The 14,355-nt window shown below is 74.1% G+C and carries 12 protein-coding genes; 3 read left to right on the top strand and 9 right to left on the bottom strand.

The features are described 5' to 3' along the window. Positions 1–382: 382 nt before the first annotated feature. Both ACIQVD_RS04890 and ACIQVD_RS04885 read left to right on the top strand, forming a co-directional pair. Entirely contained in the window at positions 383–1,240 is an 858-nt protein-coding gene (locus ACIQVD_RS04890; protein WP_100838530.1) for a helix-turn-helix transcriptional regulator, read from the top strand. Further along, positions 1,237–1,443, top strand: a complete 207-nt coding sequence (locus tag ACIQVD_RS04885) for a DUF397 domain-containing protein (protein WP_400682374.1) — start codon at positions 1,237–1,239, stop codon at positions 1,441–1,443. The genes ACIQVD_RS04890 and ACIQVD_RS04885 overlap by 4 nt, the downstream gene beginning before the upstream one ends. 115 nt (positions 1,444–1,558) lie before the next feature. Here the strand turns inward: ACIQVD_RS04885 and ACIQVD_RS04880 are convergent, their stop codons facing one another. Continuing rightward, positions 1,559–2,662: an ADP-ribosylglycohydrolase family protein gene (locus ACIQVD_RS04880; RefSeq protein WP_400682375.1), complete on the bottom strand. Its 1,104-nt coding sequence runs from the start codon at positions 2,660–2,662 to the stop codon at positions 1,559–1,561. A gap of 202 nt (positions 2,663–2,864) precedes the next feature. After that, the gene (locus tag ACIQVD_RS04875) at positions 2,865–5,453 is read right to left on the bottom strand and encodes a bifunctional FO biosynthesis protein CofGH (protein ID WP_400682376.1); all 2,589 of its coding nucleotides are present in this window, start codon (positions 5,451–5,453) and stop codon (positions 2,865–2,867) included. Positions 5,454–5,638: 185 nt separating this feature from the next. Between ACIQVD_RS04875 and ACIQVD_RS04870 the strand changes: the two genes are divergently transcribed. After that, positions 5,639–6,901: an outer membrane lipoprotein carrier protein LolA gene (locus ACIQVD_RS04870; RefSeq protein ID WP_402286063.1), complete on the top strand. Its 1,263-nt coding sequence runs from the start codon at positions 5,639–5,641 to the stop codon at positions 6,899–6,901. Between the two features lie 54 nt (positions 6,902–6,955). Here ACIQVD_RS04870 and ACIQVD_RS04865 read toward each other — a convergent pair whose 3' ends face one another. The 7 genes from ACIQVD_RS04865 to ACIQVD_RS04835 form a co-directional block, all read right to left on the bottom strand. Beyond that, positions 6,956–7,285 carry a hypothetical protein gene (locus tag ACIQVD_RS04865; RefSeq protein ID WP_400682380.1) on the bottom strand — a complete coding sequence of 110 codons (330 nt, stop codon included), beginning with the start codon at positions 7,283–7,285 and terminating at the stop codon, positions 6,956–6,958. A gap of 309 nt (positions 7,286–7,594) precedes the next feature. Then, on the bottom strand, positions 7,595–8,521 hold the full coding sequence (gene rarD / locus ACIQVD_RS04860) for an EamA family transporter RarD (RefSeq protein ID WP_400682381.1): 927 nt from the start codon (positions 8,519–8,521) through the stop codon (positions 7,595–7,597). Between the two features lie 147 nt (positions 8,522–8,668). After that, a complete protein-coding gene (locus ACIQVD_RS04855; protein ID WP_400682383.1) occupies positions 8,669–9,706 on the bottom strand; it encodes a 2-oxoacid:ferredoxin oxidoreductase subunit beta in 1,038 nt (345 codons plus the stop codon). Continuing rightward, the gene (locus tag ACIQVD_RS04850; protein ID WP_402286059.1) at positions 9,703–11,652 is read right to left on the bottom strand and encodes a 2-oxoacid:acceptor oxidoreductase subunit alpha; all 1,950 of its coding nucleotides are present in this window, start codon (positions 11,650–11,652) and stop codon (positions 9,703–9,705) included. Before ACIQVD_RS04850 ends, ACIQVD_RS04855 begins: the two co-directional genes overlap by 4 nt. Positions 11,653–11,795: 143 nt before the next feature. Next, entirely contained in the window at positions 11,796–12,458 is a 663-nt protein-coding gene (locus ACIQVD_RS04845; protein WP_400682387.1) for a LuxR C-terminal-related transcriptional regulator, read from the bottom strand. 45 nt (positions 12,459–12,503) lie between these two features. Next, positions 12,504–13,517, bottom strand: coding sequence for a polyprenyl synthetase family protein (locus tag ACIQVD_RS04840; RefSeq protein ID WP_111554722.1), 1,014 nt, complete (start codon positions 13,515–13,517; stop codon positions 12,504–12,506). A gap of 151 nt (positions 13,518–13,668) precedes the next feature. Beyond that, positions 13,669–14,253 (bottom strand): Uma2 family endonuclease, encoded by a 585-nt coding sequence (locus ACIQVD_RS04835; RefSeq protein ID WP_111554723.1) that lies wholly within the window; start codon positions 14,251–14,253, stop codon positions 13,669–13,671. Between the last annotated feature and the right edge of the window lie 102 nt (positions 14,254–14,355).

Genomic DNA, 14,355 nt, shown 5'->3' with positions numbered 1-14,355 from the left:
GGGGGCGGGGTGGTGGGTTGGGTGTTGGGGGGGGGGGGGGGGGGGGGGGGGGCCCCCCGCGGTTGGGGGGGGGGGGGGGGGGGGGGGGGGGGCCCCGGGGCCCCCCCCCCGCCCCCCCCGCCCTCTGTCGTTCCGCCGCACCGCCGCCCGCTCCGCGCTCCGACGCCGCGTCAGGAGCCGTGCGGCGCACGGGTTTCCCTTTAGCGGGTGGGCGGGCCGAGCGCAAGGGCCCGGTTCCATATTGAGCTATTTTCAGATGATCTGTTCTACTGCGGTACTGCGATTCCCGGGCATGGACCGTAGGTGAAGTGGCATGCTGCTCAGCGTCAGGGGGTTGGTACCAATTACCGCACTGTTGCCAGAAGTGGGGCCGGAGGTCAATGTGTCCGCCAGCGTGAATCCGACGGTTCGCCGCCGTAGGCTCGGCGCCGAACTGCGGCGTCTGCGCGAGCTCAGGGGGATGACCGCCGAAGAGGTGGCCGGCCGCCTGATGGTCTCCCAGTCGAAGATCAGCCGACTGGAGAACGGCCGCCGCTCGATCAGCCAGCGCGACGTGCGCGACCTGTGCGACGTCTACGAGGTCGAGGACGAACGGGTCCGCGCCGGGCTGATGGAGATGGCCAAGGAGTCGCGCCAGCGCGGCTGGTGGCACGAGTTCGGGGACATCCCGTACAGCGTGTACATCGGGCTGGAGGCGGAGGCGTCCTCGATCCGGGCGTACGAGTCCTCGTTCGTGCCGGGGCTGCTGCAGACCCGCGAGTACGCCGAGGCGGTGGTGGCCGGGACGCAGCCGGACACCGACCCGACCGCGATCCGCCGCCGGGTGGACGTCCGGCTCAAGCGGCAGCACCGCATCCACGGCGAGGACCAGTTGGGCAGCCTGTGGGTCGTGATAGACGAGGCCGTGCTGCGCCGCCAGGTCGGTGGGAAGCGGGTCATGGCCGAGCAGTTGTACCAGCTCGTCGAACTGGGCGAGCGGGCGAACATCAACCTCCAGGTGATCCCCTTCAGCCACGGCTCCCACCCCGGCATGACCGGGACATTCTCCCTGCTGGAGTTCCCCGAGTCGGCGGATTCCACGGTCGTCTACTTCGAAGGAGTGACGAGCGATCTCTACCTGGAGAAGGACGCCGACGTCCGCCGCTATACCAATCTGTACGACCACCTGAGGGCCGCGGCGCTGAGCGTCGCGGAGAGCCGGTCGATGATCGCCACCATCGCAGAGGAGTTCATGAAATGAGCAAGGCCACCGAGAGCCTGACCTGGCGCAAGAGCAGCTACAGCGGGGGCAACGGTGCCTGCGTGGAGATCGCCCTGCCGGGTTCGGCTTCCGTCGCGGTCCGGGACTCCAAGGACCCGCAGGGCCCGCAGCTGCGCTTCTCCGGCGAGTCCTGGGCGGCGTTCGCCGCGGCGGCCGGTGCGGGCCGCTTCGGCGAGGTCTGATCCTCCGACCGGTACGGGGTGCCCGCCGCTTCCCGCGCGGCGGGCACCTTCGCGTCCGGACGCCTTCGCGACCGGCCCCGGGCGGTCGGCGGTCCGGGCGGTCGGCGGCCCCGGGTCAGGCGTCGGCGGCCGGGTAGCGGAGCGACCAGGCGTCGGTGCCGTGCAGTTCGGGGCCGTGCAGCAGCTCCAGCACCAGGTCGTCGGCGAGTTCCAGGACGGTGCCGCGGCCCTCGACCTCGGCCAGCAGGTCCGGCGGGAGGGCGGTCTCGCCGTGCAGGGCGCCCAGCAGGTTGCCGCAGATCGAGCCGGTGGAGTCGCTGTCGCCGGAGTGGTTGACGGCCAGCAGCAGGCCGCTGCGGACGTCCTCGGCGACCAGCGCGCAGTACAGGCCGATGGCGAGCGCCTCCTCGGCGACCCAGCCCTCGCCGAGCGCCTCGACCCGCTCGGGGGACGGCGCCCCGGCCCGCACCGCGTCCAGGGCGGCGCGCAGCGCGGCGGTGGTCTCCTCGTGGCCGGTGCGCTCGGAGAGCAGGGCCAGCGCCAGGTGGACGCCCTCCTCCAGGGTGCCGCCGCGGGCCACCGCGTGGACGACCACCGCGAACGCCCCGGCGGACAGGTAGCCGGTGGGGTGGCCGTGGGTCAGCACCGAGCACTCGACGGCGAGTTGGAAGACCAGCGCCGGGTCCCAGGCGGTGAGCAGCCCGAACGGGGCGGCCCGCATCACGGTGCCGCAGCCCTTGGAGTTCGGGTTGCGCGGCTCCTCGACGGTGGGCAGCGGGCCGCTCTCGGTGCCGGCCAGGCCGGACAGGCAGGCCTGGCCGGGCGCGCGGCGGGCGTACAGCCACTCCTCGCGGCCGAGCCAGCCCAGGTCCTTGCGGCGCTCGTCCGGGCCCCAGTCCTGCTGGGTGGCGTACCAGCGCAGGTAGGCGCGGTGCACGTCGGACGGCGGGTGCCAGGAGCCGGCGTCGCGGTTGATGTGGGAGCGGATCAGGCCGTCGACGGTGAACAGGGTCATCTGGGTGTCGTCGGTGATCGCGCCGCGCCGCCCGTACGCGGGGACGTAGCCGGTCACGCCCGCCTCGCCGTGGACCGCGCGGATCTGCTCCAACTGCTCGAACTCGATGCCGCCGCCGAGCGCGTCCCCGATCGCCCCGCCGAGCAGGCAGCCCCGGACCCGGCTGCGGAAGTCCTGCTGCTGGGCGCGTGACCACAGAGGCATCACGGGGCGGAACCCTTTCGGTCGATGGCCACGGGCGGGCGCACGGGCGGTAGACGCACCTTATTCGAAGAGCAGCGCGAAAAGGCCCCCCGACCCGAACATCGATTCGCCCGCCCGCCCGACCACGCCCGCCCGGCCCGCCACCGCCAGCCCGGCCCGCCACCGGCCGACGCGCCACCGCGGCCCCGCGGACCGCCCGGCCCTAGTCGGCCAGCGGCAGCAGCCGGGGCAGGTGCCCGTCGGAGGCCAGCGCGGCGGCCCGGCGCTCGGCCGGCACCTCGCCGTACAGGGTGGTGCGCTGCCGGGACGGGCGGCCGGCCAGGGCGGCGATCGCCTCCAGGTCGCGCACCGACTTGTAGGAGCCCCAGGAGGAGCCCGCCATCCGGGAGATGGTCTCCTCCATCAGGGTGCCGCCCAGGTCGTTGGCGCCGCTGCGGAGCATCTCGGCGGCGCCCTCCGCGCCCAGCTTGACCCAGCTGGTCTGGATGTTGGTGAGGTGCGGGTGCAGCAGCAGCCGGGCCATCGCGGTCACCGCCCGGTTGTCGCGGGCGGTCGGGCCGGGCCGGGCGATGCCCGCCAGGTAGACCGGCGCGTTGGTGTGCACGAACGGCAGCGTGACGAACTCGGTGAAGCCGCCGGTGCGCTGCTGGATCGCGGCGAGCAGCCGCAGGTGGCCCAGCCAGTGCTTCGGGGTGTCGACGTGGCCGTACATCATGGTCGAGGACGAGCGCAGGCCCAGCTCGTGCGCGGCGGTGACCACCTCGACCCAGGTCGCGGCGGGCAGCTTGCCCTTGGTGAGCACCCAGCGGACCTCGTCGTCCAGGATCTCCGCCGCCGTGCCGGGGATCGAGTCCAGGCCGGACTCCTTCGCCCGGGCCAGCCAGTCGCGGACGGACAGGCCGGTGCGGGTGGCCCCGTTGACCACCTCCATCGGCGAGAAGGCGTGCACGTGGATGCCCGGCACCCGCTCCTTCACCGCCCGCGCGATGTCGAAGTAGGCGGTGCCCGGCAGGTCCGGGTGGATGCCGCCCTGCATGCACACCTCGGTCGCGCCCACCGCCCAGGCCTGCTCGGCCCGTTCGGCGACCTGCTCCAGCGAGAGGGTGTAGGCGTCCGCGTCGGTGCGGCGCTGGGCGAAGGCGCAGAACCGGCAGCCGGTGTAGCAGACGTTGGTGAAGTTGATGTTCCGGGTGACGCAGTACGTGACGTCCTCGCCGACGGTGTCGCGGCGCAGCTCGTCGGCGATCCGGGTCAGCGCGTCCAGCGCCGGGCCGTCGGCGTGGAACAGCGCCAGCGCCTGGTCGTCGGTCAGCTTCTCCGGGTCGTCGGCGGCCGTCGAGAGCGCGGCCCGCAGGTCCCCGTCGAGCCGCCGGGGGGCGGGCAGCGCGGCCTGTTCGCGCAGCGACTCCCAGTCGCCGTACACGTCGTCGAAGTCGGAGCGCCGGTCGCCGGTGCGGCCCTCGGTGTCGACGGTGCGGAACAGGTCGGTGCGGCCGCCGCCGGTCATCGGCTCGTCCGGCTCCTGCCAGGGCAGCCCGACCGGGCGGGCGCCCTCGACGGCCAGGCCGGTGGCCGGGTCGGCCAGCGCCCTGACGTGCGGCAGCAGGCGCGGGTCCAGCCAGGGCTCGCCGCGCTTGAGGTACTCGGGGTGGATCGTCAGCCGCTCGCGCAGCGCGAACCCGGCGGCGGCGGTGCGCTCGGCCAGCTCCTCGACGTGCGGCCAGGGGCGCTCCGGGTTGACGTGGTCGGGCGTCAGCGGGGAGACGCCGCCCCAGTCGTCGATGCCCGCGCCGATCAGCAGCGCGTACTCGGCGTCCACCAGGTTCGGCGGGGCCTGGATCCGGGCGGCCGGGCCGAGCACCAGCCGGGCCACCGCCACCGCCGCGGCCAGCTCGGAGAGTTCGGCGTCCGGCATGGCCCGCATCGCGGTGTCCGGCTTGGCCCGGAAGTTCTGCACGATCACCTCCTGCACGCCCTGGTAGGCGCGGGAGACCTTGCGGATCGCCAGCAGCGCGTCGGCCCGCTCCTCGTACGTCTCGCCGATGCCGATCAGCACCCCGGTGGTGAACGGCACCGCGCTGCGCCCGGCGTCCTCCAGCACCCGCAGCCGGACGGCCGGTTCCTTGTCGGGCGAGCCGTGGTGCGGGCCGCCGGGCTCCGACCAGAGGCGGACGGCGGTGGTCTCCAGCATCATGCCCATCGACGGGGCGACCGGCTTGAGCCGCTGGAAGTCCGTCCAGGACAGCACCCCGGGGTTGAGGTGCGGCAGCAGCCCGGTCTCCTCCAGCACCCGCACCGCCATCGCCCGCACGTACGCCAGGGTGTCGTCGTAGCCGTGCGCGTCCAACCACTCGCGGGCCTCCGGCCAGCGCTCCTCGGGGCGGTCGCCGAGCGTGAACAGGGCTTCCTTGCAGCCGAGTTCGGCGCCCCGGCGGGCGATGTCCAGCACCTCGTCCGGGGACAGGTACAGCCCGTGGCCGTCCTTGCGCAGCTTGCCCGGCACGGTGACGAAGGTGCAGTAGTGGCAGCGGTCCCGGCAGAGCCTGGTCAGCGGGACGAACACCTTGCGCGAGTACGTGATGACACCGGGGCGGCCGGCCTGCTCCAGCCCGGCGTCCCGGAGCCGGGCGGCGACCGCGCACAGCTGCGCCAGGTCCTCGCCGCGGGCCTGCAGCAGCACCGCCGCCTCCGCGACGTCCAGCGCCACCCCGTCCCGGGCCCGGCGCAGCGCGCGCCGCATCGCGGTCGCGGTCGGGGCGGTGGCGGCTGCGGACGAGGGCTGAAGGCTCATGGGCCCGACCCTACGCGAGAGGTAGCCCTCCGGGACTACAGGACCCTGACGGCGTCTCAGGGTCGCGACGCCCCGGATACGACGGGAGGCGTACGGCGATCTGCTGCCGCCGGGCGACGCCCCCGGACGCCCCCGGGGGCTCTAATGGACGGTGACAGCGCACAGGCACTCGGAAGGGGGCTGCCATGGAGCACGACTCCACCGCAGACGCAGGACAGGACACCACACCGCTCCGGATCGCTCCGGCCGAGCGGGCCGAGCGCCCGGCCAGGCCCGCGAAGCGGCGCACCGCCGTCCGGGTGGGCGTGCCGCTGGCGGTCGCCGCGGCCGTCGCCACCGGCATCGGCCTGGTGCCCGCGCTCGCCAGCGACGAGGCGCCCGACCTGCCCTCGGTCAGCGCCCAGGACCTGGTCGCGAAGGCGCTCGCCGCGGACACCGACACCTTCTCCGGCACCGTCCGGATCAGCGCCGACCTCGGCCTGCCCACCGTCCTCACCGACGCCGCGTCCGGCTCCGGCGCCCTCGGCAACCTGGCCCGCAGCGCCGGCGCGGGCGTCGGCGGCGCCGACCCGCAGCTGAAGGCCGTCGAACTGCTCGGCGGCTCGCACACCCTGACCGTCGCCGCGGACGGGCCCGAGCGGCAGCGGCTCACCCTCTCCGGCGAGAAGTCCGGCTACGAGCTGGTCCACGACGGCGACCAGGTCTGGGCCTACGACCGCGACTCCCGGCAGGCCCTGCACTTCACCGGCGTCGGCGGCGCTGCCGGGGCCGGGGCCGGGGAGCACGCCGCGGGCAGGGCCGGCATCGGCTCGTTCACCCCGCAGGACGTCGCCGCGCAGCTCCTGGCGCACTCCGCCGCGACCACCTCCGTCACCGTCAGCGGCACCGAGCGGATCGCCGGGCACGACGCGTACCGGCTGAGCGTCCGGCCGAAGCAGGCCGGTTCGACGATCGACGAGATCCGGGTCTCGATCGACGCCGAGAAGGGCGTGCCGCTGGCCGTCCAGGTCCGCACGACCGACGGCGCGACCGCGTTCGACATCCGGTTCGGCACCCTCTCCTACGCCGAACCGGCCGCCGGGACCTTCGAGTTCACCGCCCCCAAGGGCGCGAAGGTGGTCGAGGCACCGGCCTCCGCCCTGCCGCACGACCCGCTCGCCTCCGCGCTGCCCGCCCTGCCCGCCCGGCCCGCCGAACCGGCCCCCGGCCAGGACGCCGCGGGCCGGGGTGCGGCGGGCGGGGTGATCGGCGAGGGCTGGACCGCCGTGCTGCACGGCACCGCGGGCGCCGAGGCCGCGAAGGGCCTGGCCAAGTTCACCGGCCGTCCCGTCGACGGCGGCACCCTGGTCTCGACCCGCATCGTCAACGCCCTGATCACCACCGACGGCCGGGTCTACCTGGGCGCCGTCACCCCGGAGACACTCCAGCAGGCGGCGAAGCACTCCTGACCCGCGGGCGCGGGTCGGACGGCCGCCGGCTGTCCGGCCCCGTCCGTCCGGCCGTCAGAAGCCGGTGCGCCGGGTGGAGGCGGCGGCCAGGGCCAGGGCCGGGAGGTCGGCCGGCGGGACCAGGAAGAGCGGGGACCACCCGGCGCTGACCAGGCGCACCCCGGCGGTGAGGCCGTGCAGGCGGGCCAGGTGGGAGTGGCGGAGCTCGACCCGGTCGAGGCGGTAGGGCGGCAGCAGGTCGACCGGGTCGCCCGTGCCGGGGTGCCAGCGGATCTCGGCGGGCAGGCCGCGGTGCCGGACGATGCGCAGCTCGCCGCTCTGCGACCCGCCGGCCTCCCGCCGGACGGCGGGGACGTGGCGGAGCACGGGACGGGCGAGGTGCACCACAGGAGTTCCTCCCGCGCGCCGGGACAGCTGGCGGCCGGGTCGCGCAGCACGGACGTTAGCAGTCCGGGCATCCGGTTGAGGAGATCCCGCGGAGACGTTCTTCACCGGCCCCGGGCCCGGCCCGGCCCTCGACGCGGCCCCGGGCCGGAGGAGGGGACGGCGGACCGCCCCGGCCCGCTCGCGCGGCGCCCGCGCACCCGTCCGCCGCTCTCCACGCGCCCGCCGACCGGTCGACCCGCTCGCCCGCTTCGGCCTGCTGCCCGCCCGCGGCCTCGCCGCCGCCCGGGCGTCCGGCGGCCCCGGCCGTCAGCCCGCGGCGGTGGCCGGCACCGGGGTGCGCCGCCGTTCGACGTGCAGTCGCCGCAGCGCGTCCCAGCTGAGCACCACCAGCGCCACCCAGACCAGCGCGAACCCGGCCCAGCGGGCCGGCTCCATCGTCTCGTGGAACACCGTCACGCCGATCAGGAACTGCGAGACCGGCGCCAGGTACTGGAGCAGCCCCAGCGTGGTCAGCGGGACCCGCAGCGCCGCCGCGCCGAAGCACATCAGCGGGACCGCCGTGATCACCCCGCTCGCCACCAGCAGCGCGGTGTGGCCCCAGCCGTGGTGGCCCAGGGTGCCCTGGCCGCGCACCTCCAGGTACACCAGGAACGCCACCGCGAACGGGAACATCACCGCGCTCTCCACCGCGAGGCTCTCCGCCCCGCCCAGGCCGACCTTCTTCTTCAGCAGCCCGTAGGTGGCGAACGAGAACGCCAGCGTCAGCGCGATCCACGGCGGCCGGCCGTACGCCACCGTCAGCACCAGCACCGCGACGGTGCCGACGCCCACCGCCGTCCACTGCGCCGGGCGCAGCCGCTCGCGCAGCACCAGCACGCCGAACGCGATCGTCACCAGCGGGTTGATGAAGTACCCCAGGCTGGTCTCCACCACGTGCCCGGAGTTCACGCCCCAGATGTAGACGCCCCAGTTCACCGAGACGGTGGCCGCCGCGAGCGCCAGCATGCCCAGCCGCCGGGGCTGGCGCAGCAGCGGCCGGACCCACGCCCAGCGCCGCCGCACCAGCAGCATCGCCGCGACCGCGACCAGCGACCAGGCCATCCGGTTGGCCAGGATGTCGGCCGCCCCGGCGGGCTCCAGCAGCGGCCAGAACAGCGGGAACAGCCCCCACATCCCGTACGCCGCGAAGCCGTTCCACAACCCGACCCTGGCCTCCCGCGAACCCTCCGCCATGGCCTGCCCCTCACCCGCGCGCCGTCCGTGTCACCCGAAAGGTAGCGGCCCGCGAACGCTGGTGTCATCCCCGAATGGTGAGGACGGTGCTGACAGCGCCGGGGCCCGGGGGAACGGTGCTCCCCCGGGCCCCGGCGGGGAGGTCCGCTACCCGCCCACCGTCCAGGTGTGCGGGCCCGCGAGCAGGGCGGCGAGGTCGCCCCGGCCGCGCTGGGCCTCGGCGCGGGCGAGCTGTTCGGTCATCAGGGTGTCGTAGACCGGGCGGGCGACGTCGCGCAGGACGCCGATCGGGGTGTGGTGCAGGGTGTCGGCGTCGGCGAGGCGGGTGAGGGCGAAGGCGGTGGCCGGACCGGCCGCGTGGGCGTCGTGGACGATCGCGGTGCCCTCGCCGCGCGGGGCGATGCGCAGTTCGCCGTCCGGGTCGCGCACCACGTGGCGCTCGGCGCCGACCAGGACCGGCTGCCCGTGCTCGAGGCGGATCAGCGCCTCGTCGCGGGTGCCCGGCTCCTTGAGGAGCTCGAAGGCGCCGTCGTTGAAGATGTTGCAGTTCTGGTAGATCTCCACCAGCGCGGTGCCCTCGTGCCGCGCGGCGGCCCGCAGCACGGACTGCAGGTGCCGGCGGTCGGAGTCGATGGTGCGGGCCACGAAGGTGGCCTCGGCGCCGACGGCCAGCGAGAGCGGGTTGAAGGGGGCGTCGAGCGAGCCCATCGGCGTCGACTTGGTGATCTTGCCGACCTCGCTGGTGGGCGAGTACTGGCCCTTGGTCAGGCCGTAGATCCGGTTGTTGAACAGCAGGATCTTCAGGTTGACGTTGCGGCGCAGCGCGTGGATCAGGTGGTTGCCGCCGATGGAGAGCGCGTCGCCGTCGCCGGTGACCACCCACACCGACAGGTCGGGGCGGGAGGCGGCCAGGCCGGTGGCGATCGCCGGGGCGCGGCCGTGGATGGAGTGCATCCCGTAGGTGTTCATGTAGTACGGGAAGCGCGAGGAGCAGCCGATGCCGGAGACGAAGACGGTGTTCTCGCGCCGGATGCCCAGCTCGGGCATGAAGGACTGCACGGCGGCGAGGATCGCGTAGTCGCCGCAGCCGGGGCACCAGCGCACCTCCTGGTCGGTCTTGAAGTCCTTCGCGGTCTGCGCCCCGTCCGCCTTGGGGACCAGGCGCAGGGCGGGGAAGTCGGTCATCGGTTCTCCTGCGCGTCGAGGCTGCCGAGGGCGGCGTGCAGCACGTCGGCGAGTTGGGCGGCCTTGAACGGCAGGCCGCGGACCTGGTTGTAGGACTGGGCGTCGACGAGGTAGCGGGCCCGCAGCAGCAGGGCGAGCTGGCCGAGGTTCATCTCGGGGACGATCACCCGCTCGTAGCCGCGCAGCACCGCGCCGAGGTTGGCCGGGAAGGGGTTGAGGTGGCGCAGGTGGGCCTGGGCGACGTGGCCGCCGTCGGCCCGCACCCGGCGCACCGCGGCGGTGATCGGGCCGTAGGTGGAGCCCCAGCCGAGCACCAGGACCCGGGCCCGGCCCTCCGGGTCGTCGACCTCGACGTCGGGGACCGCGATGTTGTCGACCTTGGCCTGCCGGGTGCGGACCATGAAGTCGTGGTTGGCCGGGTCGTAGGAGATGTCGCCGGTGCCGTCCTGCTTCTCGATGCCGCCGATCCGGTGCTCCAGGCCGGGCGTGCCGGGCACCGCCCAGGGGCGGGCCAGCGTGTGCGGGTCGCGCTGGTAGGGGCGGAAGGTGCCGTCCGGGCAGTTCGGCGCGGTGGCGAACTCGACCCGCAGGTCCGGGAGTTCGTCGACGGCGGGGAGCTTCCACGGCTCGGAGCCGTTGGCCAGGTAGCCGTCCGAGAGCAGGAACACCGGGGTGCGGTAGGTGAGCGCGATCCGGGCCGCGTCCAGGGCCGCGCCGAAGCACTCGGCGGGGGTGGCGGGCGCCACGATCGGCACCGGCGCCTCGCCGTTGCGGCCGAACATCGCCTGCAGCAGGTCGGCCTGCTCGGTCTTGGTCGGCAGGCCGGTGGACGGCCCGCCGCGCTGGATGTCGACCACCAGCAGCGGCAGCTCCAGCGACACCGCCAGCCCGATCGTCTCGCTCTTGAGCGCCACCCCGGGCCCGGAGGTGGTGGTCACCCCCAGCGCGCCGCCGAACGCCGCGCCCAGCGCGGCGCCGATCCCGGCGATCTCGTCCTCGGCCTGGAAGGTGCGCACCCCGAAGTCCTTGTGCTTCGACAGCTCGTGGAGGATGTCCGAGGCCGGGGTGATCGGGTACGAGCCGAGGAAAACCGGCAGCCCGGAGCACTCCCCCGCCGCGACCAGGCCGTAGGACAGCGCCAGGTTCCCGGAGATGTTGCGGTAGGTGCCCGGGGCCAGCTCGGCCGGCGGCACCTCGTAGGAGACCGCGAAGTCCTCGGTGGTCTCGCCGAAGTTCCACCCCGCCCGGAACGCCGCCACGTTGGCCTCGGCGATCTCCGGCTTCTTCGCGAACTTCTGCCGCAGGAACAGCTCCGTGCCGTGCGTGGGCCGGTGGTACATCCAGGACAGCAGGCCCAGCGCGAACATGTTCTTCGCCCGCTCGGCGTCCTTGCGGGCCAGGCCGCTGTCCTTGAGCGCCTCCAGGGTCAGCGTGGTCAGCGGCACCGGGTGCAGCCGGAACGCCGCCAGCGAGCCGTCGCCCAGCGGGTCCGCCGGGTAGCCGACCTTGGCCAGCGCCCGCTTGGTGAACTCGTCGGTGTCGACGATGATCTCCGCCCCGGGCGACAGGTCCGGCACGTTCGCCTTCAGCGCCGCCGGGTTCATCGCCACCAGCACGTCCGGCGCGTCCCCCGGCGTCAGGATGTCGTGGTCCGCGAAGTGCAGCTGGAAGCTGGAGACCCCCGGCAGCGTCCCGGCGGGCGCCCGGATCTCGGCCGGGAAGTTCGGCAGCGTCGACAGGTCGTTCCCGAACGCCGCCGTCTCCGAGGTGAACCGGTCCCCGGTCAGCTGCATCCCGTCGCCCGAGTCACCCGCGAACCGGATGACCACCCGATCCAACCGCCTGATCGGCTTCGCCGTCCGCCCGGACGCCGCCCGCGCCGCCCCGCCGGGGCCGCCGCCGTCCGGACCGTCCACTGCTTCCGACTGATCGACCTGACTGGTCACTGCCGCGGACCTCCTCGTCGGGGAGCCAGCAGCGGGCGTGAGCCGTGTGCCCCGTCCGCCTGGTGCACCACTGGGCATCCTAAGCGGGCGGGGCGCGGCTGGAGGGGAACTCGCGCAGACCGTTCGGGCGGGTCAGCGGGAGGTCAGGACTCCAGGTAGGCGAGGACGGCGAGAACCCGCCGGTGGTCCTGCTGGCTCTGGCCCAAACCCAGTTTCTGGAAGATGTTCGACACGTGCTTCTCGACCGCGCCGTCGGAGACCACGAGCTGCCGGGCGATCGCCGCGTTGGTACGGCCCTCGGCCATCAGGCCCAGCACCTCGCGCTCGCGGGGGGTCAGGGCCGCCAGGGTGTCGACCTGGCGGCTGCGGCTGAGCAGCTGCTGCACCACCTCCGGGTCCAGCGCGGTGCCGCCCGCGGCGACCCGGGCGACCGCGTCGACGAACTCTCGGACCTCGGCGACCCGGTCCTTGAGCAGGTAGCCCACGCCCCGGGTGGAGCCGGCCAGCAGCTCGCTCGCGTACTGCTCCTCGACGTGCTGGGAGAGCACCAGCACGCCCAGGGCGGGGTGCCGTCCGCGCAGCTCCACGCAGGCCCGGACGCCCTCGTCGGTGTGCGTCGGCGGCATCCGGACGTCCGCCACCACGACGTCGGGCAGGGCGCCCTCGGCGTGCAGCGCGTCGACCGCCCGCACCAGGGCGTCGCCGTCGCCGACCCCCGCCACGACCTCCATCCCGCGGTCCGTCAGCAGTCGGGTCAGCCCCTCGCGGAGCAGTACGGAGTCCTCGGCGATCACCACGCGCAACATGGCACCGACCCTATCGAGAACCGGGCGGGCGCCGGGCCGCGGCCGCTACATGGTGCGGATCGCGACGGTGTCGCACAGCTCCTGGAGGGCGGCCTTGGCCGAGCAGTCGGGGAGCGTGTCGAGCAGCGCCCGGGCGTCCTCGGCGTAGCGCAGCGTCTCGCGGCGGGCCCGCTCCAGCGCCGGGTGGCGGCGCAGCAGGCGCAGCGCCTCGGCGTGCGCGGCGTCGTCGGCGGCCAGGTCGGTGTCGAGCAGTTCGCGCAGCCGGACGTCCTCGGGGTCGTCCGGGTCGACGGGCATCTGGCGCAGCAGCAGCACGGGCAGGGTGGGGACGCCCTCGCGCAGGTCGGTGCCGGGGGTCTTGCCGGACTCGTGGCCGTCGCTGGCGATGTCGAGGACGTCGTCGGCGAGTTGGAAGGCGGTGCCGATCCGCTCGCCGTACTGGGTGAGCAGGTCGACGATCCAGCGCTCGGCACCGGCCATCAGGGCGCCGAAGCGGCAGGCCACGGCGATCAGCGAACCGGTCTTGCCGGACAGCACGTCCAGGTAGTGGCGCAGCGGGTCGTCCTCGGGGCGCGGCCCGGCGGTCTCCAGGATCTGGCCGGTGACCAGCCGTTCGAAGGCGTCGGACTGGATGCGGACGGCCTCGGTGCCGAGGTCGGAGAGCACCTGGGAGGCGCGGGAGAACAGGAAGTCGCCGGTGAGGATGGCCACCGAGTTGTCCCAGCGGCTGTTGGCGCTGGGGGCGCCGCGGCGCACCGGCGCCTCGTCCATCACGTCGTCGTGGTACAGCGTGGCGAGGTGGGTCAGTTCGACGACCACCGCGGAGGGCACCACGCCGGGCGCCGCCGGGTCGCCGAACTGGGCGGCCAGCATCACCAGCAGCGGGCGGAAGCGCTTGCCGCCGGCCTCGATGAGGTGGCTGGCGGTCACCGTGATGAAGGGCACGTCGCTCTTGACGGCCTCGGCCAGGGCGGCCTCCACGGCCTCCATCCCGGCCTGGACGTCCCGGGTCAGATCGCGGTCCTGCACGCTCAGCCCGAAGGGCCCCACGACGGTCACGCTGACCACTCCTGTCCCTGGTCGATCCAGCGGGCCGGTCCCTCAGCGCCGCCGATGCACATACGAAGCAGCGTATCCGGTCCGGAGTGGATCACTGCACGGGCATGGGCCCGACTCCCCCGGTGGCGGGAGGCGGCAGGGAGGGCGCTGGTCAGCGCGGGACGATCCGGGTCAGATCCACTTCGACGGGGTACGGCAGGAGGGTGCGCAGCGTGCCGTGGTGGACGGCCGTGCCGGGTGCCGGGGCGTACACGCCGGTCTCCGCGTCCAGGTGGAACTCGTAGACCACGGGGAGGCCGTCCTCGCCGCGCTCGACCCGCCAGAAGAACGGCACGCCCGCCTCGGCGTACATGCCGGGCTTGCGGAACCGGTCGTCGCTGCGCGAGCCGTGCGAGACCACCTCGACGGCGAGGGCCACGGCGGTGGCCGGGACGCACTCCGTGGTGAAGAAGTCGAGCCCCGTGCGGTCGAAGACGATCACGTCGGGCTTGGGCACGTTGTAGGGGTCGACCAGCACGCAACGCTCGGCGGCAGCCTGGTGCGGGTCCCGCCGGGCGCTGCGGAGTGCGAAGTACAGCTCGTCGCGCACGGTGTCGTGCCACAGATTGGTCATGCCGCGAACCACGATCGCCCCATCCACCAACTCGAACTCGAAGGGCAGATCGAGGTCCTTGACCTGGTCGTAGGTCCAGCCTCCCGAGGGCGGGGACGTCCAGTCGATCGGTTCGGCAGTCATGGCCACCTCCTGCACCCAGTGTAGGAGCCGAGCCTACGGGTGGCGACGAGTGGCGAAACGCTTCACCGGCGCGCCGTTCACCCCCCGAACGGCCGTCCGGCC

This window comes from Kitasatospora sp. NPDC090308, from assembly GCF_044769485.1.
Lineage (GTDB): Bacteria > Actinomycetota > Actinomycetes > Streptomycetales > Streptomycetaceae > Kitasatospora > Kitasatospora fiedleri.
Note: the sequence above shows the minus strand (reverse complement) of the source record. Positions and strands in the feature narration are given on the sequence as shown.

Coding starts and splice junctions, on each gene's coding strand:
- rarD (WP_400682381.1), bottom strand. CDS start 8,521: ATGGCGGAGGGTTCGCGGGAGGCCAGGGTCGGGTTGTGGAACGGCTTC.
- ACIQVD_RS04880 (WP_400682375.1), bottom strand. CDS start 2,662: ATGCCTCTGTGGTCACGCGCCCAGCAGCAGGACTTCCGCAGCCGGGTC.
- ACIQVD_RS04885 (WP_400682374.1), top strand. CDS start 1,237: ATGAGCAAGGCCACCGAGAGCCTGACCTGGCGCAAGAGCAGCTACAGC.
- ACIQVD_RS04835 (WP_111554723.1), bottom strand. CDS start 14,253: ATGACTGCCGAACCGATCGACTGGACGTCCCCGCCCTCGGGAGGCTGG.
- ACIQVD_RS04870 (WP_402286063.1), top strand. CDS start 5,639: ATGGAGCACGACTCCACCGCAGACGCAGGACAGGACACCACACCGCTC.
- ACIQVD_RS04845 (WP_400682387.1), bottom strand. CDS start 12,458: ATGTTGCGCGTGGTGATCGCCGAGGACTCCGTACTGCTCCGCGAGGGG.
- ACIQVD_RS04855 (WP_400682383.1), bottom strand. CDS start 9,706: ATGACCGACTTCCCCGCCCTGCGCCTGGTCCCCAAGGCGGACGGGGCG.
- ACIQVD_RS04875 (WP_400682376.1), bottom strand. CDS start 5,453: ATGAGCCTTCAGCCCTCGTCCGCAGCCGCCACCGCCCCGACCGCGACC.